This window comes from Pseudomonas sp. PS02288 (assembly GCF_029959715.1).
GTDB classification, from domain to species: domain Bacteria; phylum Pseudomonadota; class Gammaproteobacteria; order Pseudomonadales; family Pseudomonadaceae; genus Pseudomonas_O; species Pseudomonas_O kuykendallii.
In genome coordinates this window covers 42,268-67,852 of record NZ_JASCPA010000009.1, presented here as the reverse complement: position 1 = coordinate 67,852, position 25,585 = coordinate 42,268, and the positions used below count along the sequence as shown (strand labels likewise).

General features: G+C 64.0%; 14 protein-coding genes and 1 pseudogene. 6 read left to right on the top strand and 9 right to left on the bottom strand.

All coding sequences use genetic code 11. The annotated features are described in order from the left end of the window. Positions 1 to 192: 192 nt before the first annotated feature. The 6 genes and pseudogenes from QMX85_RS06055 to QMX85_RS06030 all read right to left on the bottom strand — a co-directional run bounded on the left by QMX85_RS06055 (position 193) and on the right by QMX85_RS06030 (position 11,506). Positions 193 to 3,378: pseudogene (locus tag QMX85_RS06055) on the bottom strand (DEAD/DEAH box helicase family protein). Beyond that, positions 3,378 to 4,754: a restriction endonuclease subunit S gene (locus QMX85_RS06050; protein WP_282339256.1), complete on the bottom strand. Its 1,377-nt coding sequence runs from the start codon at positions 4,752 to 4,754 to the stop codon at positions 3,378 to 3,380. Before QMX85_RS06050 ends, QMX85_RS06055 begins: the two are co-directional and overlap by 1 nt. Beyond that, complete coding sequence (locus QMX85_RS06045) at positions 4,751 to 6,733, bottom strand: class I SAM-dependent DNA methyltransferase (protein WP_282339255.1); 1,983 nt, start codon at positions 6,731 to 6,733, stop codon at positions 4,751 to 4,753. Before QMX85_RS06045 ends, QMX85_RS06050 begins: the two co-directional genes overlap by 4 nt. Before the next feature lie 1,462 nt (positions 6,734 to 8,195). Further along, entirely contained in the window at positions 8,196 to 8,714 is a 519-nt protein-coding gene (locus QMX85_RS06040) for a nuclear transport factor 2 family protein (protein WP_282339254.1), read from the bottom strand. Positions 8,715 to 9,152: 438 nt separating this feature from the next. Then, entirely contained in the window at positions 9,153 to 10,457 is a 1,305-nt protein-coding gene (locus tag QMX85_RS06035; RefSeq protein WP_282339253.1) for an MFS transporter, read from the bottom strand. 20 nt (positions 10,458 to 10,477) lie between these two features. Further along, the gene (locus tag QMX85_RS06030; RefSeq protein ID WP_282339283.1) at positions 10,478 to 11,506 is read right to left on the bottom strand and encodes an SDR family oxidoreductase; all 1,029 of its coding nucleotides are present in this window, start codon (positions 11,504 to 11,506) and stop codon (positions 10,478 to 10,480) included. A 183-nt stretch (positions 11,507 to 11,689) separates the two neighbouring features. Between QMX85_RS06030 and QMX85_RS06025 the strand changes: the two genes are divergently transcribed. The 6 genes from QMX85_RS06025 to QMX85_RS06000 all read left to right on the top strand — a co-directional run bounded on the left by QMX85_RS06025 (position 11,690) and on the right by QMX85_RS06000 (position 19,846). Then, on the top strand, positions 11,690 to 12,592 hold the full coding sequence (locus QMX85_RS06025) for a LysR family transcriptional regulator (protein ID WP_282339252.1): 903 nt from the start codon (positions 11,690 to 11,692) through the stop codon (positions 12,590 to 12,592). A gap of 371 nt (positions 12,593 to 12,963) precedes the next feature. Beyond that, positions 12,964 to 13,446 carry a (2Fe-2S)-binding protein gene (locus tag QMX85_RS06020; protein WP_282339251.1) on the top strand — a complete coding sequence of 161 codons (483 nt, stop codon included), beginning with the start codon at positions 12,964 to 12,966 and terminating at the stop codon, positions 13,444 to 13,446. Next, positions 13,446 to 15,698 (top strand): molybdopterin cofactor-binding domain-containing protein, encoded by a 2,253-nt coding sequence (locus QMX85_RS06015; protein WP_282339250.1) that lies wholly within the window; start codon positions 13,446 to 13,448, stop codon positions 15,696 to 15,698. The genes QMX85_RS06020 and QMX85_RS06015 overlap by 1 nt, the downstream gene beginning before the upstream one ends. Before the next feature lie 15 nt (positions 15,699 to 15,713). Continuing rightward, positions 15,714 to 17,057: a cytochrome c gene (locus tag QMX85_RS06010; RefSeq protein ID WP_282339249.1), complete on the top strand. Its 1,344-nt coding sequence runs from the start codon at positions 15,714 to 15,716 to the stop codon at positions 17,055 to 17,057. A gap of 15 nt (positions 17,058 to 17,072) precedes the next feature. Continuing rightward, a complete protein-coding gene (locus tag QMX85_RS06005; RefSeq protein ID WP_282339248.1) occupies positions 17,073 to 18,092 on the top strand; it encodes an XdhC family protein in 1,020 nt (339 codons plus the stop codon). A gap of 173 nt (positions 18,093 to 18,265) precedes the next feature. Then, the gene (locus tag QMX85_RS06000; protein WP_282339247.1) at positions 18,266 to 19,846 is read left to right on the top strand and encodes an amidohydrolase family protein; all 1,581 of its coding nucleotides are present in this window, start codon (positions 18,266 to 18,268) and stop codon (positions 19,844 to 19,846) included. A gap of 15 nt (positions 19,847 to 19,861) precedes the next feature. Here the strand turns inward: QMX85_RS06000 and QMX85_RS05995 are convergent, their stop codons facing one another. The 3 genes from QMX85_RS05995 to QMX85_RS05985 form a co-directional block, all read right to left on the bottom strand. Then, positions 19,862 to 22,177 carry an ammonia-forming cytochrome c nitrite reductase subunit c552 gene (locus QMX85_RS05995; protein WP_282339246.1) on the bottom strand — a complete coding sequence of 772 codons (2,316 nt, stop codon included), beginning with the start codon at positions 22,175 to 22,177 and terminating at the stop codon, positions 19,862 to 19,864. Between the two features lie 199 nt (positions 22,178 to 22,376). Next, positions 22,377 to 23,738, bottom strand: a complete 1,362-nt coding sequence (locus tag QMX85_RS05990) for a DUF1329 domain-containing protein (RefSeq protein ID WP_090223677.1) — start codon at positions 23,736 to 23,738, stop codon at positions 22,377 to 22,379. 9 nt (positions 23,739 to 23,747) lie between these two features. Then, a complete protein-coding gene (locus QMX85_RS05985) occupies positions 23,748 to 25,535 on the bottom strand; it encodes a DUF1302 domain-containing protein (protein ID WP_245728112.1) in 1,788 nt (595 codons plus the stop codon). Positions 25,536 to 25,585 lie beyond the last annotated feature (50 nt).

Below are 25,585 nucleotides of genomic sequence, written 5' to 3'. Positions count from 1 at the left end.
CTACAGCGCCAGCCGGAAGCCAACTTCACGCTACCGGCGGGCGCTTGAGCGAACACACCGCCGCACTCGCTCGCCTCCAGTCAGAGGTCAAATATCCAGCGGCCGCAGGCTGCCCGCGGCTTCCTCCGAATCCAGACTCACCGTACCCACGCGCTGGAATAGCTCCAACGGGTAACTGGGGGTTGCTCATGCTTAATCCCCCATGCTCGCCGCCATGCCGCCTTCAGCCGCCGTCTTCAGCATCTTCAAAATCACCAACGCAAACGCCCGGCTCTTGGTCTCGTTATCCAGCACTTCCAGCGACAGCTTCTCGTGGTCGGTCATGGCGTCCAGCACGGTGTCCAGCACCCGCTTGGGGAACAGGCCGTGCATCACCTGTTAGACCGAGTGGTTGTTGACCTGGGCCATCACATCCTCCTGACGACTGATGCGATTGGCGATGCCGGTGAGGAACTGCAGCTGATCCTCATCGCTCACCTCGGCACCGAAGATATCGTTCAGCGCCTCGATGATTTCCGATAGCCGCTTCTTCTCCGGATCATGGGGCTTGCCGCTGCCCAACCCCGTGGCCGGTTCGAGGCCGTAGTCGCCTTGCTCCTCACTCAAGCGCAGCTGGTGCTCGGCGCGCTTGGTCAGGCGGTAATGGGTCAGTTGCAGCTCACCCACGTCCACGTCTTCCTGATCGAGGCGATCCACGCGCAGCAGCGGGTGCAGGTGCTTGGCGTACACGCACAGCTGCTCCAGCTCGCGATCCTCATAGGGAATGATCTGCGAGAGGAACTCGTACAGGCGCACAAAGCTCTGCAGGTTCTTCTTGAACAGGTCGAGCTGATCCACCTGCTCGCCAGCTTCCTTCACGGCCGCCTCGGCCTTTTTCAAGCCGGCGCTGTCGCCGTTCTGCTCGGCGGTACGCTTGAACTCCAGCGCCTGTTGGCGTGACTCCTGGGCCAGGATGTAGCGCTTGGCAAAGCGTTCCTTGGCCGGTGCGCAGTAGTAGCTGAGCTTGCTGGCAGCGGCCTTGGGGTCGAAGAAGGCCAGCGCGAACGCGGTCACCTCTTCCCAGTGGTAAATACCCTCGGCATCCAGCTTCTTCTGCAGGTCATAGATCAGCTGCGGGTCGGTCACGTCGGTCAGCTCGGCCTTGGTGTAGTACGGCAGAAAGGCGTCGAGAATGTCCTGGGCGTCGTTGAAGAAGTCGAGGATGAAGGTGGGTTTGCTGTCGCCAAAGGTGCGGTTCAGCCGCGACAGGGTTTGCACGCAGTCCACGCCCTGCAGCTTCTTGTCCACGTACATGGCGCACAGCTTGGGCTGATCGAAGCCGGTCTGGTACTTGTTGGCGGCGATCATCACGTTGAAGTCCTGGGTGTCGAAGGCTTCCGCCAGATCACGCCCGTTCAGGCCGGGGTTGAGCAGGCTGCTGCTTTCCGTCACCTCTTCGGGAATCACCCCGTCCGGCAGCACGCTGCCAGAGAAGGCCACCAGCGGATGCACATCGCCGTAGCCCATCTGCTTCACATAGGCCTGCACCGCCAGCTGGTAGCGCACCGCTTCCTGCCGACTGCTGGTGACCACCATGGCCTTGGCCTGGCCGCCCAGCAGATGGCGGATGTTGGCGCGGAAGTGCTCGACGATCACCTCCACCTTCTGGCTGATGTTGTACGGATGCAGGCGCACCCAGCGCGCCAGCTTCATGCGCGCCTTCTTCGAGTCCACTTCCTCGTCGTCGCCATCCGGGTGGGCGATCTTCCAGGCGGTGCTGTAGGTGGTGTAGTTCTGCAGCACATCAAGGATGAAACCTTCCTCGATGGCCTGACGCATGGAATACAGGTGGAACGCCTCGGGCTTGTTGTCGGCGCTCGCCGGCAACGCCGGGTTGGCCGGGCGACCGAACAGCTCCAGGGTCTTGGCCTTGGGCGTGGCGGTAAAGGCGTAATAGCTGATGCGCTCGTTGGGCGCGCGGGCGGCCACGGCGGCGTCCAGCAGCTCTTCGGCGCTGATTTCCTCAGCCTCCGGCGCATCGCTGCCGAGAATCTGCTTGAGCTTGCTGGCCGATGAGCCGGTCTGCGAGGAATGCGCCTCGTCGGCGATCACCGCATAGCGGCCGCTCGCCAGCTTGGGGTACTTGTCCAGCGCATCGAACAGCGCCGGGAAGGTCTGGATAGTGACGATGATGATGCGCGTCTGCTCGGCCAGCGCCTCGGCCAGTTGCTCGGATTTGCTCTGGCTGCCGATATCGCGGGTGATGCACTTGACCACGCCCTGGGCGTGCTCGAACTGGTAGATGGTGTCCTGCAGCTGCTTGTCCAGCACGGTGCGGTCGGTAATCACGATCACCGAATTGAACAGGCGCTGGCCCTCGGCATCGTAGAGCGAGGCCAGTTGATGCGCCGTCCAGGCAATCGAGTTGGACTTGCCGGAGCCGGCGCTGTGCTGGATCAGGTAACGCCTGCCCGGCCCTTCGGCGCGGGTGGTGTCGATCAGCCGGTTGACCACTTCCCACTGGTGGTAGCGCGGGAAGATCAGGGTCTCCTTGGTGACGCGCTGGCCATCGGCATCTTCCTTCACGCTCTTCTGCAGGTGCAGGAAGCGCCCCAGTACCTTGAGCCAGGCATCGGGCTGGAACAGGCGCTGCCACAGGTAGCCGGTGGCGTACTGGCTGTCGTCCGGTGCAGGCGGGTTGCCGGCGCCGCCGTCGAGGCTGCCGAGGTTGAACGGCAGGAAGAAGGTCTCCTTGCCGGCCAGCTTGGTGGTCATCGCCACCTCATCCTGGCTCACGGCAAAGTGCACCAGCGCGCCGCGCTTGAAGGTCAGCAGCGGCTCGGGCTTGCGCGTCAGCGGGTCTTTGACCGGGCGGTCGTAGCGGTACTGGCGCTTGGCGTTTTCCACGCTCTGCTTGAACTGGCTTTTCAGCTCCAGCGTGGAGACGGGGATGCCGTTGACGAACAGCACCAGATCCAGACGCGGGTTGTATTCCCCTTCACGGTGGTGGGGTGAATAAGACACCTCCTGCACCACGCGCAGGCGGTTGCACTGGTAGCGCTTCAAGGTGTCCGGGTTCATGCCGTGGTCGGGCTTGAAGCTGCACGCCTCGATCTTCACCCCCGGCAGCTTGAAGCCATGGCGCAGCACATCCAGGGTGCCGTCCTGCTCCAGCTCGCGCACCAGCTTTTGCACCAGCACGGCGTCCGGGTTATTCGGGTTGGCTTTGGCGAACTTATCCCAGAGCTCGGGCCAAGCCTCCTTGAAATAACCGAGAAAATCCTCGGTATAGAGCGCCGTGCGCCGGTCATAGCCGCTGGCCGGGCCGGTCAACCAGCCTTGGGCGGCCATGGCGCTGATGATGTCCTGCTGGAATTGCGCTTCCTTGCTGTCCGCCATTACACGGCCTCTTGTACTAATTTGGGGGCTTGGGTGCTGGCCGGTGGCTGCCAGCTGCGCACGTCGATTTTGCCGGTAACGGCGGCGGAGATTAGGGCTGAGCGGCGTTCTTGAAGGAGTGTAATTCCGGACTGCGCTTCACTAAAAAGCGAGTCGATATTCTCATTCAGCCTCTGAATGAAACTAACGATTGCTTGCTGCTCAGTAACTGGGGGCAAGGCGATTAACCTTGTACTCATTGAGGATAATGGAATTCGAGCGCGAGTAGATCCTGTTGAAAGAATACCCGCATCGGCAGTAGCTCCTGCGGTTAGCTGAAGCGCAATAAATTCAGATACTGCCACATCAGGCATAAGACGAAATCTAAAGCAATCAGCTTTAACCATCGCAGGAGCGATGTTTTCGGGTGCTACACAGGCTCTTCCGACGGGGTTGTTATCATCCCCCAAGCCTGCAATCAATACATCGCCAGAAACCACATCGCTCTTGCCAATATTTTCTCGATAATAGTCAGCATCAATGAATGCTGAGTCAGCATCATTAAACCAACCGGACTTAATATTTTGGAGGCGAATAACTCTGACACCTTCATCAGTGTAATGCTCAGACTTCAAGGCCGAACCGAATGGACCGTCACATCTATCAGATGCGAGTAGACCAAGTTTTATTACCTTCCAATGCGCCGGAACCTCGCCCAGCCACGCTACCCCGGAGTCTTTCATCGGCACCGTCGGGTCGAGGCCTTTGGTGATGGCGTGGGAGATCACGGCCTGGCGCTTTTCCTTGAGCAGCTCGATCAGGCGCTGCTGCTCTTCGATCAGCGCGTCGATGCGGGCGGTTTCGTGGTCGAGGAAGCGGGCGATTTGGGTTTGTTCGACCCTCGCCGGGGCAAAGAACCTCACAAAGCTAATAAGCTCTTGATTCAGCAAAGTCGCGCCGTAGATATTCTCTCTGCCATACCTTGGAATAAATTCCGGGGCAGCATATTTCCAGTACTCAAGATCAAGTGGCCCGCAAGGGAGAAAGCCTGCTATCGCTTCGTTCGTATAGGAATCAATTGTTAGAAAGGCGATCTTTCCAACAGACAACTTGAACGAGAAGAGCATGCTTCCAGCGGGAACAACTTTCGCGCCTTTATCCCGAACTGCAAGGTGGCTAATTTTTGACTTGGTATCCTCGACGGTCATCTGCGTCATATCTGCAATCGTAACCCAAGGCAAATCGCCGTCGTAGTACTCATCCTTACCCGACGGTGGCGTCCAACCAACCACGAATGGGATATCCCTCGCGATCTTCCTATCCATCCAATGTGCAGGGACTTCTGGCAACCAATCAAAGCCAGATGGTTTGTATTCTGGATAGGCTGGAAACGTCATGCCGACAGCCCCTCGATCATCTGCTTGATGCGGTCGGTGCAGGCTTTCAGATCGCGGTCGATCTCTGCCAGCGGGCGCGGCGGCTGGAACACATAGAAGTGCCGGTTGAACGGTATCTCGAAGCCGACCACGCCGACTTCGCCGTCCTGCGCATCAGTCTTGCTCTCGTCGATCCAGGCATCCGGCACATGGGGTTTTACTTCGCGCTCGAAGTAGTCGTACACCGATTCGCCCAGCGGCACGTTCTCGTTGTCGCGCAGGCCGGCATCGGCTTCGGGTTTACCTTTCACCAGGCAGATATCGGCCTCGGGGTCGCGCTCGCTCAGGGCGTTGAGGATGGCCTTCAGCTCGGGCGTGCTGGGTGATACGTCGTGGGCGCTGAGTGCCTTTTTCAGCAGCTTGCTGAACTGCTCGCGGTTGCGGTGCAGCACGCTGGCATCCATGGTTTGCAGGGCTTCGATCAGCCGCTGGCGGGCCGGGGCTTCCATCTTCTCGATGGCTTTCTCTTCCAGCACTTTTTCGATGCGCTCGGCACTGGCCTGGAAGTTCAGGCGCAGCGGGCGCTCGACGGTGATGCGCCGGTAGCCAAAGGCTTCGACGGGGAAGATTTTGCTCTGCGCGGTTTCCTCGAAGCGGCCATACAGGCGCACCAACTCGTCGATCTGCTCCTCGGTGAGGTACTGGCGCTTGCTGCCCAAGGATTTGCGCATCTTGGCAAAGTGCTGGCTGCCGTCGATCAGCTGTACCTTGCCCTGGCGCGTGGCGGTCTTGTGGTTGCTCAGCACCCACACATAGGTGGCGATGCCGGTGTTGTAGAACATGTCGGTGGGCAGGGCGATGATGGCTTCGACCAGATCGTTCTGCAGCAGGTAGCGGCGAATCTCCGACTCGCCCGAACCGGCGCCGCCGGTAAACAGTGGCGAGCCGTTGAGGATAATGCCGATGCGCGAGCCACCTTCACGCGGGTCACGCATCTTGCTGACCAGGTGCAGGAGGAACAGCAGCGAGCCATCGGACACGCGCGGCAAGCCTGGGCCGAAGCGGCCGTTGAAGCCTTTCTCGCTGTGCTCGTCGGTGATCTGCTTCTGCACCTTCTTCCACTCCACGCCAAACGGCGGGTTGCTGAGCATGAAGTCGAAGCGGTGCTCGGGGCCGGACAGTTGGTCGTTGGACAAGGTATTGCCCAGCTTGATGCTGGTGACGTCCTGGCCCTTGATCAGCATGTCCGCCTTGCAGATGGCGTAGGACTCGGGGTTCAGCTCCTGGCCGTGCAGCGACACGGTGACTTGCTGGCTGATGGACTGGATGTACTCGTCGCCCTCGGAGAGGAAGCCGCCGGTGCCGGCAGTCGGGTCGTAGATGGTGACGATGCTGTTGGGCTTGAGCTTGTCGTCCTGCCCGGTGATCACCAGCGAGGTGGTCAGGTGCACGATATCGCGCGGGGTGAAGTGTTCCCCGGCGGTTTCGTTGGAGCTTTCCGCGAACTTGCGGATCAGCTCTTCGAAGATGATGCCCATGCCGAAGTTGCTGATGCGCTCGGGGCTCAGGTCGGTGGCGGCAAAGCGCTGCACCACCTGATACAGCAGGTTGGCGGCCGAGAGCTGCTGCACGAAGTCCTCGAAGTGGAAGTGCTCGAAGATCTCGCGGGCGTCCTTGCTGAAGGACTGCACATAGCTCATCAGGTCGGCGGCGGTCTGGGTATCGGACAGTGTGCCGAGGGTCAGTTTGGAAGCATTGAAGAACTGCTGCCCGGCTGCGCGCAGCAACAGCCGCTCACGCACCAGATCAGGACGGCCTTCCTGCGCACAGGCCTCACTGATCACCGCGTTCTTGGTCGGTTCCAGAACACATTCCATACGGCGCAGCAGGGTGAACGGCAGGATGATGCGGCCGTACTGCGACTGCTTGAAGTCACCGCGCAGCAGGTCGGCAATCGACCAGAGAAACGCGGCCGTCTGGGAATGGTTTTCCGTGTTCACGTAACTGCTCCTGGGTGAGGCGGCAAAAACTGCACTTTAACCTGCTACGCCTGCGGAGTTCAGCCCGAAAACGGATCACCTGCGCGGGAGGTACGCAGTGGGGCGTTATGCCGGCTGGTGCTCACGGTTTTATGCGGTTTGGTTAGCGCCCAGGTTAGTGCCAAATCCGTGATTAACAGATGAGCGTTAACAAGCTGGTTAACATGGAAAACCGCGTTTTTAGCTGCGTGGTGGCTGCATGGTTACAGGTGAGGTTACACGCTGAGCGGCGGTAAACAGGCTTGGTATCCAGCGCGGTATCCACGGAATTACATGTTTGCCGCCGGTGGGTTGGGAGCAGTCGCTGAGCGCGCTTGTGAGACCAATACGCGCCCGCGTACGCGCGCGAGGGCTCCAGAAGAGGTTTAGGGGCAGATCATTTGCCCGCCGATTAGCTGGCAGGCCGGGCCGCCATTGGCAGGGAAGTGGGTTGTGCCTGCGCCTTTTGTGTAGCGCATACCGTTGCTATCCCAGCAGCCAGCGCTGTCGCAGTTCGTTATGACAGCTGGCGGTTTCGATTCTGCTATTGGTGGTGGTGCTGGAGCAGAGCGGGAGGCAGGCGCGGGAAGGCTAATGCCAGCACACAGCTGAGCGGCATGAGCGCGCTGCGCGGCAGTCAGCCCATGCGCGCCTTTGTGGGGTGTGGACGCTTCCTTGCAGAGCTTTTGGCGTTGGCGATCGGCGTCGCTACTTGAGCCGACTCCGCCCACTCTGATACCCGAGGGTGCTTCCTGTTGAAACTGGTTGGCGTCGGGATAACTGGAGTCGGCTTGCTGTTGCCGATATTGGGAGCCGTCAATGCTGTTGGCCGGAGCGACCCGGATCGAAGTCATTTCTTCGCCTGAGCTGCAGCCCCGATCCGAGAAGGTGATTTTTCCTGTGACAGGGTCAGTGCACTTCTGTAGCTGTGCTGAAGCCATGAATGGCCAGGCTAGGAATGCAAGCAAGACGCCGGAAAGCACCAATGGCTTTCGGAATTGGTTTTGGATAGCCATTACGCACGTCCCTGTGTTCAGCCATAGATAGATGGAGGGTAGGCCATCCATTCCATATTCGGAATAGGGCTGGGCGTTGAGTCTAGGGCCGTGACTGCGTTCTTCGTGGTTCCCTAGGCGTGCTTTCGACGGCGGTTCAGATGCCTGGATGGCAGTCCGCTTCGCAGCCTGCGGTGGCCGAAAAAACAGCCAGCAGACGGCTTCTTGTATCCCCGCGTGTATCCCTGCGAATTTTAACTCTTAGAAACTCAAATAGATTCAATGGATTAGCTATCAGGTTAGGGTGACCCCGGCCCAAATAAGCCCCTGATTTCCGAAGAAGTCAGGGGCTTTTCTTTGCGTGTCGAAAACGTGTCTAAGACCCGGATTCTTACGTTCCACACTTGCGGCAACGGGCCTGTTTCAGGTCATGGCAAGTCAGCCGTCAGTCACTGCGTGGGGGCTGGAATGCGCTGCAGCACGTCGTCGTAGGCCGGAAGGTCAAGGTAGGCCGTCACTTCGAAGGCCTTGCCTTCACGCATGTGGAAGATCCAGGCATAGCTGTTGCGATAGGGCTGGCCGTCACGGGCGACGCCGGCACCGTCCCACTGGATGATCACGTGGTCGCCATCGGCCCAGATCTGCTTGCTGACTGGGCGCACCGGCGTGGACAGGCGTGAAACGAAAGGCTGAACCGCTTCGGACACGAACGAGTCCAGGCCATGATAAACACCGGCACTGGGGCCGGAGCCCTTGATGGTCCACACCACGTCGGGCATCAGGATGTCGCGAAAGAAGGTAGTGCCGCCGGCCGCCCAGCGGTCGAACGCCTCGGTGACCGCCTGTTTGTTGCGGACCTCGACGTCGCTGCTGGCATTGGCGAGCGCCGGCCCCGGCAGCAAAGCGCCAAGGAGCAGTGCGCCGGCCAAGGTCGCCGCGCGGGTGACACCTAACGTTGGAATACGCATGGCTGAGTTCTCTTAGGGTTGCTGGTCATCAGCGGCGTGCTCGAAAGCGGACGTGCACACCCGGTCTTTGCGTGAAAGAGCCTGCCCTTGCGGAACGCCGTGGTCGTAGCAGGATCGTCCCGGATTCTTGCCCGATCCTCCTGTCGAAAAGCGCTGCAACACTTCGGCCGGGGGAAGCAATTAGGTCTCGCGGGCTACCCGGTAGCCATCACCGCCCTGTCGGGTGATGACTGACGGTGGCGGCATTCAGGCTCGATCTCATCTGCCGAGCCCCTCGCCATGCATGATGAGATCGCCATAGCACCGAAAGGCCGGAAGCTCTTCCAATTCAGCATCCTTGGAAAGAAGGATCGGCCACATCGAATGAATACCGTGTGGTCCCGCACCTCACATCGCGTTGGTGTCCGGGGTTCAGAGATAAGGCCCAAGTTCAGGGGGTCACCGAACCGACGTCGAGCGCTTGCTTAACGCGTCGGCCTGCTTGCCCAGGTACCAGCCAAGTGCTCCCCACAAAAGGGCGCAGGTGGCACCGACCAGCGCCACCGGCACCACGCCCTGACCGAGCATGTCCAGGCCACTTTTCACCCAGCCGCTAAGGGCGTCGCCTGCCCGGTAGACGACCGTATCGATAAACCCCTTGGCTTTGTATTTACTCTCGGCATCCAGGGGCGCGAAGAGCATCTCCCGGCCGGGGCGGACGAAGGCGTACTCACCGATGCGCCTGACGATCATCAACGCTGCCAACATGGCGAACGTAGGGGCCAGGGCGAGACCGACAAAGCCCACGCAGACCAGCGCCGGCACGATCGCCAGCAACATGCGCACTCCCAGCGTCCGAGCGATGCGCCCGATGATGAACAGCTGCGCCAGCAAGGCTCCGGTCTGGACGATCACATCGATGATGCCGAACACCCTGATCTGCGAAGCGCGCTCCGGAAAGCGCTCGGCCACCAGCCGTGCCTGCTCGAAATACAGAAAGGTCGTCACCGTGGCGAGCAGGATGACGAAGACGGCGATGGCAAACAGATAAGGCGACTGCATGACCCGCGTCAGGCCGCTGAACGGGTTGCCCGTTACCGGCTTGCGCGGACTCTCCGTGACGGACGCTCCGGGTCTGCCGGCGCCACCGACTTCCCGCCAGCGCATCAGCGGCACCTTCAGTGCCAGCGCGACGCCCAGCAGCACCGCCGCCAGCAGCACCAGCCCGGATTGTCCAATGACCCCAACAAGCAGCGCGCTCATCGCCGGCCCAACCAGGCCACCAACGCTCGCGCCCGCCGCAATGAAGGCGAACAGCCGCTTGGCCTGACGCCCATCGAACACATCGGCCATCAGGCTCCAGGCCACCGAGACCACGAACAGGTTGTAGACCGAAATCCACACGTAGAACACCCTCGCCAGCCAGACGCTGTCAGCGCTGAGCTGAAACAGTCCGGCGAAGGCCAGCAGGTTCAGGCAAAAGAACCCATAGACCCAATCGACGAAGTGAACACGCGGCACCCGGGAGCTCAGCCAGGCGAACAACGGCACCGCCACCAGCATGACCACGAAGGTGACGGTGAATAGCCATTGCAGGTTCTCGATACCGGCCATGATGCCCATCGACTCGCGAATCGGGCGCAGCATGAAATAGCCGGAGAACAGGCAGAAAAACAGCGCGAACCCTGCAAGCGCAGGTTTCAGCTCGTGACGCTCGGCTTCGATGGCGGCGCCGAGGCGCTGTACCAGAGTAGCTGACAGCATGATGACTCTCCTCGCCTGGCTTAGCGGTAGCTGACACCCGTCAGCTGTTCACTGGCCGTCCATAGCCGGGTGGCCGCCGCCGCGTCGTTCGCAGCGCCCGGTACGCTGGCCAGCCCCAGAGGACCGCGCTTTTCTCCCTCGCCCGTGGGGCCGTAGTAGGCACCTGGCTGCGCTTCGACGGCGGTGGCTGCGTACAGCGTCGGCAGCGCCCCCTGGGCAGCGGAGTGGTAGCGCTCGCGATCCTTGGCCCAGTTGCGGCCGAACTCGCTGTCCAGGCCCGGACCGCGTTCGATCAGCTCCGTAACGGCCACGCCAGGATGCGCGGCGATGCTCCGAATTCCCCAGCCCCGCGCCTCGCTGCGGCGCTGCAGTTCGAAGGCGAACATCAGACCGGCCAGCTTGGACTGGGCATAGGCCGCGTAAGGGTTGTAGGACCGCTCGGATTGCAGGTCATCGAAATCGATGCTGCCGCGCGCGGCAGCGATGCTGGACAAGGTCACCACCCGTGCGCCATCGCCCTTGCGCAGAAGCGGCAGCAAGTGGGCCGTCAGGGCGAAGTGGCCCAGATAGTTGGTGGCCAGTTGCGACTCGTAGCCATCGGCCGAGGTGGCGCGCTGCGGAGGCGCCATAATCGCGGCGTTATTGATCAACCCATCGAGGCGCGGCAAGGTCGCGCCGAGACGTTCGCCGAGCGCCTGGACCGATGCCAGATCGGCCAGGTCCAGCGCTTCGAAATGTACCTGCGCGCCGGCAACCTCCTGCTTGATACGGGCGATGGCCTCATCGCCCCGTTGCGGGTTCCGCGCAGCGATCACCACCTGGGCGCCAGCGGCCGCGAGGGCCTTGGCGTCCTCATAGCCCATGCCGCTGGTGCCTCCCGTGACCAGGAAGATACGCCCGCTCTGCGAAGGCATGTCTGCCAGGCTCCAATCCGGTTCTGGCTGGCTCTGGCCACTCGCGATGCCGGAGTCCAGCACGCAGCCCAGCGCCAGGCCAATGGTGGCGAGGCCTCTGCGCCAGGCAGCGCTGGCGATATTGATGGGATCCATCCGCAGGGTTGCACTAGTCATCGTTCGATCCTCACGTAGGGAATGTTCTGGACGGACTGCTACGAGGCGGTGCCGTCGACGTGAGGCATTGTTAACCCCTGGATTGCTGCCGATAAGCCGTACTGAAATGGACGCTATGTACGCTCAACCGTACAATCCGCTCTTCCTTTTAGGAGAGCCGCCATGCGCCAGCCCAACCTGACCGATGTCGCACTCTTCGCCGCGGTAGTGGAAGCGGGTGGGTTCCGGGTGGCCGCCCAGAAACGTGGCATGTCGGCCTCGTCCATCAGCGATGGTGTGCGTCGGTTGGAAAGCGATCTGGGCATCAGGCTGCTCAACCGCACGACCCGCAGCGTGGTCCCGACGGAAGTCGGTGCACGCTTGCTGGAGCGGCTACGCCCGGCTCTTGAGCAAATGAGCGCGGCCTTCGGCGACCTTCACGAAGATGCGCAGCGTCCTGTGGGGACTCTGCGCCTTAATGTACCGGTGCCCGTCGCGCGCTTCGTACTGCCCAAGCTGGTCCCTGCGTTTCTCGCACGCTACCCGGGGGTGAGCATCGAAGTGACGATGGATAACACCTTCCTCGATGTCATCGCCGCCGGCTACGACGCGGGCGTCCGCTACGAGGAAAGCCTGGCCAAGGACATGATTGCGGTGCCCATCGGCCCACGTCGACAACGCTTCGTAGCCGCCGCAGCGCCCGCCTATCTGGAGCGGAACGGCACACCGTTGCATCCCCGCGACCTTCTCAATCACCGCCTGATCGGTCACCGCTTCGAGAGCGGCAAGCTGGGTGTATGGGAGTTCGAAAAAGACGCCGCGAGAATCCGCGTCCCGCCCCAGGGACCGTTGATCAGCTCCTCCCAGGATCTGGAGGTGGGCGCCGCGCTGGGCGGCGTCGGGATCATCTACACCTTCGAGGAATACCTGGGGCCGTTGATCGAACAGGGCGCGCTCCTGCCGGTACTGGAAGACTGGTGGCAGGCTTTCGACGGCCCCTACCTGTACTACAACGACCGCAGGCACGTGCCTTCGCCCCTTCGCGCATTCATAGATTTTCTGAAAACCGAAACCTGGGCGGGCTGAGTCGCCCGCGCCGGGCAGTCGGGGCGTGAACGTTACAGGCCGACGCTGTCGTCGCCCCCACATCCTCCACAGACCGCGTCAGTCTCGACGAAGGGCGCCGATCCGTCGCGTCCTGCTCCCGGACACCGTACCGGCCTGGCGAGCCAAACGCGGACTCATGCGCCCCCACTCAGCGGCAGTTTTAGGCAAGACAGCCAGCGAATCGTGCTAACGAGCCGCCTTCCCTTGCGTAGATGATGGTCGTAACGCTATGGACCGGGCGACCGGGTGCCGAGGTGCGCCGCTCGTAGCCGCTGCTACTTTTCCAAGATGCCCTACCGGCACTCGAATGTCGGAGTCCCAATAACATCATCGTGATGAGCAGGTGAGCCATGGAATTGCGAATTAACCAGAAAACCTATCAGGTCGACGCCGAAGCCGACACGCCGCTGCTGTGGGTCATCCGCGATGACCTGGGGCTGACCGGCACCAAGTACGGCTGCGGCCTGGCGCAATGTGGCGCCTGCTCGGTGCTGGTGGATGGCAACGTGGTGCGCTCCTGCGTCACGCCGGTCGCCGGGGTGGTGGGCCGCGAGGTCACCACCATCGAGGCGATCGAGGCCGACGAAGTGGGCAAGCGCGTGGTCGCCGCTTGGGTCGAGCATCAGGTGGCCCAGTGCGGCTACTGCCAGTCCGGCCAGGTGGTCGCCGCCACCGCCCTGCTGAAGAACAACCCCAAGCCCGATGACGGGCAGATCGCCGCCGCGATGGTGAACCTGTGCCGCTGCGGCACCTACAACGCCATCCAGGCCGCCGTTCACGATCTGGCCAACAGCCTGGCCACGCCCGCTGCGCCTGCCGGGGGGAACGCCTGATGAGTGCCCGTATGAATAGAGAAGCTTCGCCGCTGGGTGAACCCATCAACCTTTCGCGCCGGCGTTTCCTGCTGGCTTCGGGCACGGTGACGGGCGCCCTGGTGCTCGGTTTCGCGCTGCCTTCCGGGTCTGCGCGGATGCAGGCGATGGCCGCCGAAAGCAAGGCGGCGGGCACCCAGGTGGGCGCCTTCCTGGAGATACGGCCGGACAGCACCGTTCGGCTTCTGTGCCCGTTCATCGAAGGCGGACAAGGCACCTACACCGCCATGGCGCAGATCGTCGGCGAGGAGCTGGACGCCGATCCCTCGACCTTTCTGGTCGAGAGCGCGCCGCCCGGCGAGGCCTATGTGGTGATGGAGAATGGCATGCGCATCACCGGCGGCAGCATGTCGGTGCGCATGAGCTACCCGACCATGCGCCGCCTCGGCGCGCTGGCGCGGGCCATGCTGTTGCAGGCCGCCAGCGCGCGGCTGAACGTCCCCGTGGCGGCGTTGACCACCGAGCCCGGCCGCGTGCTGCACCCGGCTTCGGGGCGCTCGCTGACCTACGGCGAGCTGGCTGCGGATGCCCTCGACCTGCCCGTGCCGGACGTCGACAGCGTCACCCTGCGCGATCCCGCCCAGTTCCGCTGGATCGGCAAGCCGGTGCGCCGCCTGGACGCCTACGAAAAATCCACCGGCAAGGCCCTGTACTCCATCGACATGCAGGTGGACGGCATGCTGCACGCCGCGGTGCAGCACGCGCCGCGCCTGGGAATGACGGTGGGCGAGCTGCGCAACGAGGCGCAGGTCAAGGCGATGAAGGGTGTGCATTCGGTCCACCGCCTGCCCGGCGCCGTGGCGGTGGTCGCCGAGCGCTGGTGGCATGCCAAGCGCGCGGTCGAAGCCATCCAGGTGGACTGGCAGGAGGCCGCCGCCGATGCGACCGGGCGGGTGATGCCGGCGGGCTTCTCCACCGTGGCCTACCGTGAACGCCTGGCCAACGAACCCGGTCCGGGACGTGAAGCCGAGAAGGAAGGCGACTTCGCCGGCACCCTGGCCAAGGCGGCCACCAAGGTCGAGGCCACCTACCACAACCAGTACCTCAATCACGCGCAACTCGAGCCACCGTCGGCCCTGGCCCGTTTCAATCCGGACGGCACGCTGGATATCTGGCTGCCCAACCAGGCGCAGGACATGTTCCTGGCCGATATCGCCAAATGCGCCGCCATCGACCCCTCCAGGATCAATCTGCATAGCCCGTTGCTGGGCGGTTTCTTCGGCCGGCACTTTCTCTACGAGACCGCCAACCCGTACCCGCAGGCCATCGAGCTGGCCAAGGCGGTCGGCCGGCCGATCAAGCTGATCTGGAGCCGCGAGGAAGAGTTCCTGCGCGACGCGTTGCGACCGATGGCGGTGGTGAAATTCCGCGCCGCGCTGGACGACAAGGGCCTGCCCGTCGCACTGGAGGCGGTCAGCGCCACGGAGGGGCCGACCGAGTCGCTCGCCGGCAAACCGGGCGACCAGCCCGACCCGACGGCGCTCGAAGGGCTGGCTGGCAAGTCCTATGCGATCCCGCACCGGCGCATCGCGCAGAACTATGTCAAAGGCCCGGTGGTGCTCGGCTACTGGCGCTCGGTGGGCAACTCGCTCAACGACTTCTTCTACGAGGCGTTTCTCGATGAACTGGCCGACAAAGGCGGGCAGGACCCGTTCGAGCTGCGCCTGCACCTGCTGCGAGACAACCCGCGCCTGACCCACTTGCTGCAGAGCGTCGCCGAGCTGTCCGGCGGCTGGAAGCGCGGCCCCTTCACCGCCGAGGATGGCTCGCGGCGCGCGCGGGGCGTGGCCATGGCCTCGCCGTTCGGCACGGAAACGGCGGTGGTCGCCGAGGTGTCCATCGAGAACGGGCAGGTGAAGGTGCATGACATCTGGCAAGCCATCGATCCGGGCAGCATCGTCAACCCGGCCATCGTCGAGGCGCAGGTGAATGGGGGGGTGTCGCTGGGCTTGTCCCAGGCGCTGGTGGAGGAGGCGGTGTACGTCGACGGCAAGCCACGCGGACGCAATTTTGATCTGTACCCGATCCTGCCGCCCGCGCGCATGGCACGCGTGCACGTCAAGGTGATCGAAAGCGGCGCCAAGATGGGCGGGATCGGCGAACCGCCGTTGCCGGCCGTGGCGCCCGCGGTGGCCAATGCGGTGGCGCGGCTGACCGGCCAGCGCATTCGCAGCATGCCCTTCTCGAGCTACACCTTCAGCCAACCCGCCTGACGGAAAGACCTGCCCATGAGCACACGGCCCTACACCAAAATCGCCGGCGCAGTCGTCCTGGCCGGCCTGGTTCTGCTGGCGTTGCTGGTCTGGTACGGCACGCGCGTGCCGACCTCGACGCTCGCCGACGCGGGAAGCGACACCCCGGACGCCGGGCTCATCCAGCGCGGCGAGTATGTGGCGCGCGCCAGTGACTGCGTGGCATGCCACAGCCTGCCGGACGCGGCACCCTTCGCCGGCGGGCTGAAAATGGCCACGCCCCTGGGGGCCATCTACGCCACCAACATCACCCCGGACGGCACGACCGGCATCGGCGGCTACAGCCTGGCCGACTTCGACCGCGCGGTGCGCCACGGCGTGGCCCCGGAGGGTCGCAGGCTGTATCCGGCCATGCCGTATCCGTCGTACTCCAAGCTCAGCGATGACGATGTGCGTGCGCTCTACGCCTTCTTCATGCATGGCGTCTCGCCGGTGGCGCAGGCGAACAAGCCCAGCGAAATCCCCTGGCCGCTGAACATGCGCTGGCCCATCGCCCTGTGGAACCATCTGTTCACCGAACCCGGCAGCTTTGCCGGGCAGCCCGGGCAGAACGCGCAATGGAACCGCGGCGCCTACCTGGTCCAGGGCGCCGGCCACTGCGGCAGCTGCCATACGCCGCGCGGCCTGGCGTTCAACGAGAAGGCCCTGAGCGAATCAGGCGAGCAGTACCTGGCCGGCGCGCTGCTGGATGGCTGGTACGCCCCCAGCCTGCGCAACGACCCCAATACCGGGCTGGGTCGCTGGAGCGAGGCGGATATCGCGCAGCTCCTGAAGACCGGGCGCAACACGCATGCCGTGGTGTTCGGCTCGATGACCGAGGCGTTCAACAACTCCACGCAGTACCTGGGTGACGACGACCTCGCCGCCATCGCCCATTACCTCAAATCCCTGCCGGGCGACCCGCAGCGCGACGGGCCGCCCTGGCAGTACGAAGTCGCGGACGCCTCGGCATTTTCCGGCCCAGGCGGGCACCTGTACCTGACGCAGTGCGCCGCCTGCCACGGCCGGGACGGCAAGGGACAGGCACCCTGGATACCGCCGCTGGCAGGCGCGACCTCGGCGCTGACCACGGCGCCGGATTCGGCCATCAACATCAGCCTCAACGGCTCGCTGCGGGTGGTCAGCGCCGGCGTGCCGGACGCGTATCGAATGCCGGCGTTGCGCGGGCAGCTGTCGGATCAGCAGATCGCCGACGTGCTGTCGTTCGTGCGCACCACCTGGGGCAACCGGGGCGGCAAGGTCGACCCGCAAGCCGTGGCCAAGCTGCGCGCGCACACCGATCCGGCCAGCCCCACGCCGATCGTTCTGCACATGCGCTGAACGACGGGAGGCCCGATGGAAAGTATCGATCTGTTGGTGCTGCGCACCGCCCGCGACTGGCTGCGCGCGGGCGAGCGCGTGGTGCTGGTCACCGTCGCCCGCACCTGGGGTTCCTCGCCGCGGCCGGTGGGCTCGATGATGGCGCTGCGCAACGACGGGCGCGTGGTGGGCAGCGTGTCCGGCGGCTGTATCGAAGACGACCTGATCCAGCGCTACACCACGGCCAACGGCGCGGCGGGGTTGCCGCAGCAGTTACCCGAACGGGTTCGCTACGGCGTCAGCGCCGATGAGGCGCATCGTTTCGGCCTGCCGTGCGGCGGCACGCTGGAACTGGTGATGGAGTTCATGCCGGCCATGGAGCCCCTCGAGGACCTGCTCGCCCGGCTGGAGGCGGGCCAGCTGGTGCGTCGCCAGCTGGACCTGGGCACCGGGCAGGTCAGCCTGGAAAACACCGCGACGCCCGAGCAGTTCAGCTTCGATGGCCAAAGCATGAGCAGCACCCTTGGGCCGGGCTATCGCATGCTGCTGATCGGTGCCGGCGCGCTGGCCGAGTACCTGGCCGTAATGGCGCAGTTCAACGGCTTTCAGGTGACCCTCTGCGACCCACGCCCGCAGCACCTCGAGGGCTGGAGCGTGCCTGGCGTGGAGCGTATCCGCGCCATGCCGGACGACGTGGTCCGGGCATTCGCCGCCGACGTGCGCAGTTGCATCATCGCCCTCACCCACGACCCCAGGCTGGACGACCTGGCGCTGCTGGAGGCTCTGCAAGGGCCGGCGTTCTACATCGGCGCCATCGGCTCGCGGCGCAACAGCCAGGAGCGGCGGCGGCGCCTGATCGAGCACTTCGGCGAGACCGAGCAATCGCTGCGACGCTTGCGCGGGCCGATCGGCCTGTACATCGACAGCAAGACGCCACCGGAGATCGCCGTTAGCGTGATGGCCGAGGTACTGGCCGCGAAGAATGCCGTGGCACTGCCGGACGAGCTTTCCATCAGCCAGGCAAAGGCCCGCGACGACGTGCAACGCTGCGCCTGACCGGAGGCCTTGCGGCAAGTCCGTCACAGCCGCCCAAGGGAATTTCCCCGGCGTTCGTCGCTGACGCCGACAGTGAAGGCAAAGGGGAGAACAATTTCAGTAACAAGAAAACATCATTGACCAATTATGAACAATGATGCTCAATTTATTCCTCCCAATAAGAGGAATACCCAATGCCCCGGCCGCTCGTTGCGCTTCTATCGGTGGTCGCTGTTTCGATCCTCGGATTTCTGGCCCATGCCTATTGGCCAACGACTCACGCGGCGACGGCTCCCGAGGCCATCCACCGCGGCTCGCTGCTCATCGAGAATGCGACCCTCGTCGACCCGAGGACGGGCTCGAAAACGGCCGGCCAGTGGATCGCGATCCGCGAGGGGCGCATCGAGGACATCGGCCCCGCGTCGATGCGCCAGCGTTATCCGGCCTACCGGCGGGTGAACGCGGGAGGTCAGTTCGCGGTGCCGGGATTCAACAACATGCACTCCCATGCGCTTCAGTCAGAGAACGCTCCGGGCGTGCTCACGCTGATGCTCGCCGAGGGCGTGACCGGCTTTCGGCAGATGGCGGGGACGCCCGAGCTGCTCGCTCAACGGGCGGCGGGGCAGCTTCCCCTCACCGAGAAAGCCCCTGCCCTGCTGGCGATGCCCGCCGAGCCGCTGGTTCCCACCAGCGCCGGAACGGTGGACGAACTCGCCGACGTGTTGCGCCAGCAACGCGACGAGGGCGCGGACTTCATCAAGGTCGGCTGGGTGACCCCGCCGATGTTCTATGCCGCGATAGCGCAAGCCCGTGCGCTGGGCATCCCGATTGCCGGGCATGTGCCGGAAGGTGTCGACCCGTCGCGCGCCGAGCTGGCCGGCTTCCGGTCGATCGAGCACCTGGGCCCCGGCGACGTCATATGGATCGCCTGCTCCACGGAAAAGCCGGCCCTGCTCAGCGAGTCCATCGAGCACCCGACGCGCAGCATGCCGAGCTTCAAGCTTCCCAACTTCGCCGCGCCCATCGTCCAGGCCGCCATCGCGGGCAAGATGAAGCGCTACCTGATCAATCCCATCGTCGCGGACAGCCCGGCGCGGGTGGCACGCCTGCACGAGGCGATGACGAGTTTCGACCGGGCGAAATGCGACACGCTGGCGGAGCAGTTCGCCCGCAACGAGACCTGGATGGTGCCGACCCTGGTCAGGCTGCGCACGCAATACATGCAGGACGACCCGGCGTATCGGGAAGACCCGGCGATTCCCTTCATTCCGCCGGCTTCATACCAGCTATGGCTGGAGGTCCTGGGCGACTTCAACCGGCTGCCAGGCCAAACGAAGCAGATATACAAGGACGCCTATGCCAAGCAGAAGACCCTGACGAAGCTGCTCGCCGATGCCGGAGTGCCGATGATGACGGGAACCGACGGCAGCGGTCAGGCGCCGGGGCTTTTCTTGCAGCAGGAGTTCAAGGAGCTTGCCGCCGCCGGGTTGTCGCCGCTGCAGGTGTTGCAGATGACCACGACGCTCCCGGCACGCTTCATGAAGCGAACCGACAGCATGGGGCTGATCGCCAAAGACATGAACGCCGACCTGGTGCTCCTGGCCGCCGACCCTACCAGCAGCGTGGATAACCTGGACCGCATATCGGGCGTGGTTCGGGCCGGAAACTACTACTCCAGGGACGAGCTGGAGGCTTTCAAGAAGGCTATCGCCGACAACCCGGAGAGAACCCTGCCGGTGACGACGAGCGACGTCCACGCCGCCAAGGGCGAGTGACGGCGCAGGCGGGATTCATCGCCCGTAGCGCTCCAACGCTTGCAGCCGGGGATCGCCAGGAGCCACCCGGCGCATCCTGCCGAGGTACGCCTGAGCCTCGGCCCTCTCGCCCTGCTTCGTGTGCAGGTAGATCAGCGCATAGAGCAGGTCGGGGTCGTCCGGGGAAATCTCCAGGCCGTCCCGCAGCACCTTCACCGCCTCATCGTGGCGCTGCAGGCGGGCCAGCAGCAGCCCGTCGTTGTAGCGGATGCGCGAAGAGCCGGGGATCGCGGCCAGGGCCTTATCCATCCAGACCAGCGCTTCGGCTTCCTGGCCGTTTTCCACCAGCAGCAAGGCAAGCATGTAGGCGAGATTGCCCTGGTCGGTGGTCGGCATCTTCCCGAGGTCCACACCTTCGCGCAGCAGTCGCTCGGCCTGGTCCGGATGGCCGAGGCTGTTCGCCAGGGTCACCAGGTTGATCCGGGCCGGGGAAAAGTAAGGGTCCAGCGTCAAGGCGCGGCGGTATTCCTCCATCGCCACGTCGGCGTTGCCCTGACGGGCCAGTAGCTCCGCCAGCTCGAAGCGCCCGCCGGGGAGGTCGGCGTTGCTCCGCAAGCGACGCTCGTAGTCCGCCAGTGCGGCGCTGAACCGGTCGCGCCGGGCTTCGGGTATCCGTTCGATCGGGACGTCCGCCAGCGCGCGCACGGCCTGATCACGCACCGCCAATGCGGGGTCCTCGATCAGTGGCAGCAGCGGCTTCACACGCTCCTGCGCCGGCATGCCGATGAAACCCGAAGCGGCATAGGCCCGAACCAGTGCGCTTTCGTCCCGAACGGCCCTGCTCAGCTCGGGAACGGCGACAGGCCCGAGCGCGGCGAGCCGCTCGACGCCGGTTGCGCGGACGATGGCCGGGTTGCTCTTGTCGTCGATCACCTGAACGAGCGGCCCCAGCGCGCTGCCCTCCCCGCGGCGTGAGGCCTGGAATGCCGCCGCGAATCCGGCGGGCCGAGGGCGCGGGCCAAACCAGCCCTCGATGGCTTCGGCGGCCCAGGCGGGCGACTTGTCCTGATGGCAGCGCGTACAGGCATCGGGGCTGGCCGTGTCGGGGGCGGCATCGGGACGCGGAATCCGTATCGAATGATCGCGGCGCGGATCGACCTGCATATAGGTCGTTTGCGGCATGTGGCAGTTGACGCACTGCGCGCCCGCCGTGCCGGCCAGGTGCCGGTGGTGGGATTCGCTGTCGTAATCCCGGGCCTTGAGCGCCGGGAACCGGTCCAGCGGAGGCTGGGTGTTGTGGCACTGCAGGCAGAGCCCGTTGCCCTGCATCCGCAGCTTGGTGGTGTGGGCATCGTGACAGTCGGTGCAGGCCACGCCGGCGGCGTACATCCGGCTCTGGGTGAAGGAACCGAACTCGTAGACTTCGCCCTTGATCTGCCCATCGGCGTGGTACATGTCTTCGCTCAGGATCGCCGGCAGGCTCTGATCCAGTTGCGGGTGGCCGGGTAGCTGCCCGACGCCCAGCGTCTGCCGCCGGCTGTGGCAGAACGCGCACTGCTCGACCTGCTGCCGGTTGTTCATCGAGCGCAGGTCCACCTGCAGTCCGTTGCCTTCGCCAGCGGCGCGCGGCGCCTCGGAACTGACCTTGCCACGAGCCCAGTCCACATGTGCCTGACCAGGTCCGTGACAGCCCTGGCAACCAACATTCTTCTCCTGCCAGGTGGTGGCGAAGCTGTCGTCCCGGTCATCGTAGCCCTTGAGTAGCCGGGTCGAATGACAGTCGGCGCACATGGCATTCCAGTTCTGGTAGCGACCGGTCCAGTGCAAGGGATCGTCGGGAGCGAAGCGCTGCCCGGGGTAGAGGGAGAACCAGCGCTGTCCGCCCTCCTCTCGCGGGCGGCTGTCCCAGGCGAGGGTCAGCGCCTGCAGGCGGCCGCGGGGAAAGCCCACCAGGTATTGCTGCAACGGGTAGTGACCGAAGGTGTAGCGGATGGGGACGTCCGCCGGCTGGCCGTCTTCTCCCTCGAGGTTGACGAAGAAGTCCTGGCCCTTGCGAAAAAAGCGGGCCTTGACGCCCGCGTCCTCGAACAGCGTTCCATCGAACCTACCCAGCACGTTGTCCGGCGTCGCATCGCGCATCGCCCAGGCGTGGTCCGAATCCTTCCACGCGTTCGCCTGCGCCGAGTGACAGCCCAGGCAGCTGCCGGCGTCCGCGTAACCTTCACGCGCCGTCGCGAGTGCGGGAGGCTGGCCGGCGCCCTGGGCGATCCCCGCGCAGGCGCAGGCGATCATCAGCAGCATCAAGCCGATGCAGCGCATCCGCGGCAGGCCGCTTATCCAGGCGTCTCGCATTCCCGTCCTCATGTTCCGAACTCGGCTTCGATGGCTGCACCCGGTTTCCCGGGCAACGGGCCGCCCGGGAAGTCCCGGCGCGCAAACGGTAGTCGGGCCGTGCCACCCGCGCTACTACGTAGCGGGATCATCTTCGCCAAAAAAAGGCCGCCCGAAGGCGGCAAAGGCATCCAACCGATAGCGCCGGCGGTTCGCGTTCCTAGCGGATACCGACTTTGCGCAAGGCGGACGGCGTGTACTCCGAAGACGACACCACCGAGCCGAAATCGACCTTCGAACGCTCTTCGTTACGCAGGCCGGAGACGATGTAGCGGCCATTCTGCAGGTCATACAGCGTCGAAACGCTCAGCCAGGGAATCTGTTTGTCGTACATCTGGATCGTAAAACCCTCGCCGACTCGCCACAGCGCGCCCCTATTGTCGTAGAGGTCCGCAATCGAGATCTGCCAGCTGTCCTCGTCGACATAGAACTTGCGCTTGGCGTAGATGTGTCGCTGCCCCTCTTTCAACGTGGCCTCGACGACCCACACGCGATGCAGTTCGTAACGGGTCAGGTCCGAGTTGATATGACCGGGCTTGACGATCTCGCTGTACTTCAACGACGGCAACTGCAGGGTGTACGCGTTGTAAGGAATGTACAGCTCCTGCTTGCCCAGGAGTTTCCAGTCGTAGCGATCCGGCGAGCCGTTGTACATGTCGACGTTGTCCGCCACATTCTGGCCCTCGGAGCCCGGCGACGGGCCGTCGTAGGCCACCTGGGGCGCCCGGCGCACCCGACGCTGACCGGCGGTGTAGATCCACGCCTTGCGCGGCTCCTTCACCTGGTCGAGCGTTTCGTGCACCAGCAGCACGTTGCCGGACAGGCGCGCCGGAGAGGTGATGGTCTGCATGAAGTAGAACAGGATGTTGCCGGGATCGGCCGGGTCGTATTCCTTCACGTGGTCGCGGTAGGTGAACCACTGCGTCAGCGTGATCGGAACGTACTGCCCGTCAGCTTGCGGCGCCGTCTGCATGATCGTTCCGCGAATGCTGCCGCCGCGGTAGCGCCCGATGTGGTTCCAGATCACTTCGAGGCCGTTCTGCGGGATGGGGAACGGAATCGCCGTCGAGAATCCCTTCAGGCCGTTGCCCCCCTCCACCAGGCTGGCGGTGGTGGCGTTCTGCCTGATTTCCCGGCCGACCGAATCCGGAATGCCGGCGGTGCGGTGGGTGGTGTAGACCTTCATCTTGAAGGAGCTCGGGTAGCGCTTGAACATCGCCAGCTGCCCCTCGCTCAGCTTGTCCCGATACTTCTCGACGTTTTCCGCGGTGATGGTGAACAGCGGAGACTCCGCTGCGAACGGATCGGTGAGATGCCCGGAGCCATCCACGCTCCCGGCGTCGGCCTTGAGGCCGCCCGTCCAGGCCGGAATGCTTCCGTCGTGGTTCGCCGGGCGCTCGGCGCCCATCGGGGTGAGGCTGTCCCCCAGCTTCGCGGCCTGCTCCGCGGACACCGCGGCATGCAGATTCAGCGCGACCAGCGCCATGGCCATACCCGAGAGGGTGGTGAAAGAACGTTTCATGGGAAATCCTCAGAAGGTCACGCCAAAGCTAAGGGCGACGAAGTCACGATCGGCGTTCATGTTGTACGTGCCGCCGAAGTAGTTGGTATAGGAGAGGCTGGCGTTGTAGGTGCTCAGGTACGTGGCATCCAGGCCCACGCTGACCGCCTTCGCGCCCTCGCTGAAACCCGGCTCCGGTCCGTAGCCATCGACGTCATGGGACCAGACCAGGCTGGGACGGAACTGGACGCCCGGGACGAGGTTGTCGTACTCCCACCCCGCCCGGACGCGATAGCCCCAGGAGGTCGTCGTGACGAAGCCGGAGTTGTTGCAGTACTCGCCACCGCACAGGCTGTTGTCGGGATAGAGTTCGCCCTGGCCGAACACCGAGGCCCGGCCGTAGCGCAGGCCGCCCCGGCCTTCGAGCCCGCCGACGTGGGTTACCCCGACTTCCCCCACCAGCGTCATCCGGCTCGCGCCCATGACGTTCTCGAACAGGTGCAGCGCGGTGACCTGCGCCTGGGCGACTTCCTTGCGCTGATAGCCGTTGCTGCGCCCGCCATCGAGCAGCGGGTACGCACCCGACGAATAGACCGGCGTGAGGGCGGGGTTGCCCACGGCGGCGGTCGTCATGTCCGGGGAATTGATCTGCAGCGGCAGGTTGGGCCGGTAGCTGACTTCTCCCGAAAGGGTCGTGCCGGTCTGCAGCATGGTGCTGAAGCTCAGCCCGTAGAGGCGGATGTCCTCGGGGAAATCGACGTAATACTGGGAAGTCCCCAGACGATACGCCGCCACCAGCTGCTGCCCGGACGCACTCGAGAGAAAGCCGGCGCAACCCGGCGCCGGGATGCCCAGGTTGGAGCAGAGCTGCGGGGCGAACGCCAGGTTGGTCAGGTTGGGGCTGGAAATGGAACTGACGTAGGCCTGGCGGCTGTGATAGTTGGCGGCGTAGGCGCCGAACTCGGTATCGAGCCTGGCCGAAAACCAGCGGAACGCGACGCCCCACTGACCGTCGTCGCGGGGCTCGTTGTTCGCCGCCCGCTTGATCTCGACACCCTCGCTGGTCAGATTGACGCCGAAGGGCGCGAGCGCTTGCTGCGCCAGTGCGTTCTGATCGAGCTTGGGCCCGACCGTGGCGCCGCCACAGCCATCCGCGACGAAGTCGTTCTGGGAAAAGAACGTACCGCAGTTCTCCATCACGGACTTTTCCCAACCCAACTGGTAGAACATGTCCACGCTGAGCTCTTCGGTCAGGGTCTGCGACACGTACAGCATGTTGACGGGAATCAGGCCTTCCTTGACCTCGGAACCGGGTTGGCGGAGGGCGGACACATCGATGACGTTCATCGAGTTGATGCCGCCCCGGATGAAGGTGCTTTCGCCCCAGTTGACGACCTGCTTGCCGAGGCGGACGGTGCCGGACAAGTCGTCCATCAACGTGTAGTTGTGGTAGAGGAACGCGTCGAGAAACTGCGCACCCGAAGCCTTGGCCAATGGCTCGCGACCGCTGTCGTCGATGTCCTTGAAGGGACGGCTTTCGTCCTTCAACTCGAAGTCGTACCAGTAGCGTCCCCGCACGAACAGGCCGCTGTCGCGATACTTGAGTTCCAGGTCGTGAATGCCCTTGAACACCTTCGAGAAGGTCTCGCCGGAGTCGAAATTTCGACGTCCGTCATCCCCACTGCTGCCCCACAGGTCCTTGTCGGGAGACTGGACCGACCAGCTTGCGCCCACGGAAAGCGTGGAATCGAACTGGCCTTCGATATCGCCCATCTGGAAGGTCGCCGCGGGCGCATGGCTGGGCACGAAGGCGTACATGCCCAGGACTATCGGTAAGCGAACGGAACATTTTTTGATCATTGTTATTA

What these genes read in the sequence shown, in the direction of transcription:
- QMX85_RS06050 (WP_282339256.1), bottom strand. Translation starts at nt 4,754, where the DNA reads ATGACGTTTCCAGCCTATCCAGAATACAAACCATCTGGCTTTGATTGG.
- QMX85_RS06040 (WP_282339254.1), bottom strand. Translation starts at nt 8,714, where the DNA reads ATGCGTATTCCAACGTTAGGTGTCACCCGCGCGGCGACCTTGGCCGGC.
- QMX85_RS06035 (WP_282339253.1), bottom strand. Translation starts at nt 10,457, where the DNA reads ATGCTGTCAGCTACTCTGGTACAGCGCCTCGGCGCCGCCATCGAAGCC.
- QMX85_RS06030 (WP_282339283.1), bottom strand. Translation starts at nt 11,506, where the DNA reads ATGGATCCCATCAATATCGCCAGCGCTGCCTGGCGCAGAGGCCTCGCC.
- QMX85_RS06025 (WP_282339252.1), top strand. Translation starts at nt 11,690, where the DNA reads ATGCGCCAGCCCAACCTGACCGATGTCGCACTCTTCGCCGCGGTAGTG.
- QMX85_RS06020 (WP_282339251.1), top strand. Translation starts at nt 12,964, where the DNA reads ATGGAATTGCGAATTAACCAGAAAACCTATCAGGTCGACGCCGAAGCC.
- QMX85_RS06015 (WP_282339250.1), top strand. Translation starts at nt 13,446, where the DNA reads ATGAGTGCCCGTATGAATAGAGAAGCTTCGCCGCTGGGTGAACCCATC.
- QMX85_RS06010 (WP_282339249.1), top strand. Translation starts at nt 15,714, where the DNA reads ATGAGCACACGGCCCTACACCAAAATCGCCGGCGCAGTCGTCCTGGCC.
- QMX85_RS06005 (WP_282339248.1), top strand. Translation starts at nt 17,073, where the DNA reads ATGGAAAGTATCGATCTGTTGGTGCTGCGCACCGCCCGCGACTGGCTG.
- QMX85_RS06000 (WP_282339247.1), top strand. Translation starts at nt 18,266, where the DNA reads ATGCCCCGGCCGCTCGTTGCGCTTCTATCGGTGGTCGCTGTTTCGATC.
- QMX85_RS05995 (WP_282339246.1), bottom strand. Translation starts at nt 22,177, where the DNA reads ATGCGAGACGCCTGGATAAGCGGCCTGCCGCGGATGCGCTGCATCGGC.
- QMX85_RS05990 (WP_090223677.1), bottom strand. Translation starts at nt 23,738, where the DNA reads ATGAAACGTTCTTTCACCACCCTCTCGGGTATGGCCATGGCGCTGGTC.
- QMX85_RS05985 (WP_245728112.1), bottom strand. Translation starts at nt 25,535, where the DNA reads ATGTACGCCTTCGTGCCCAGCCATGCGCCCGCGGCGACCTTCCAGATG.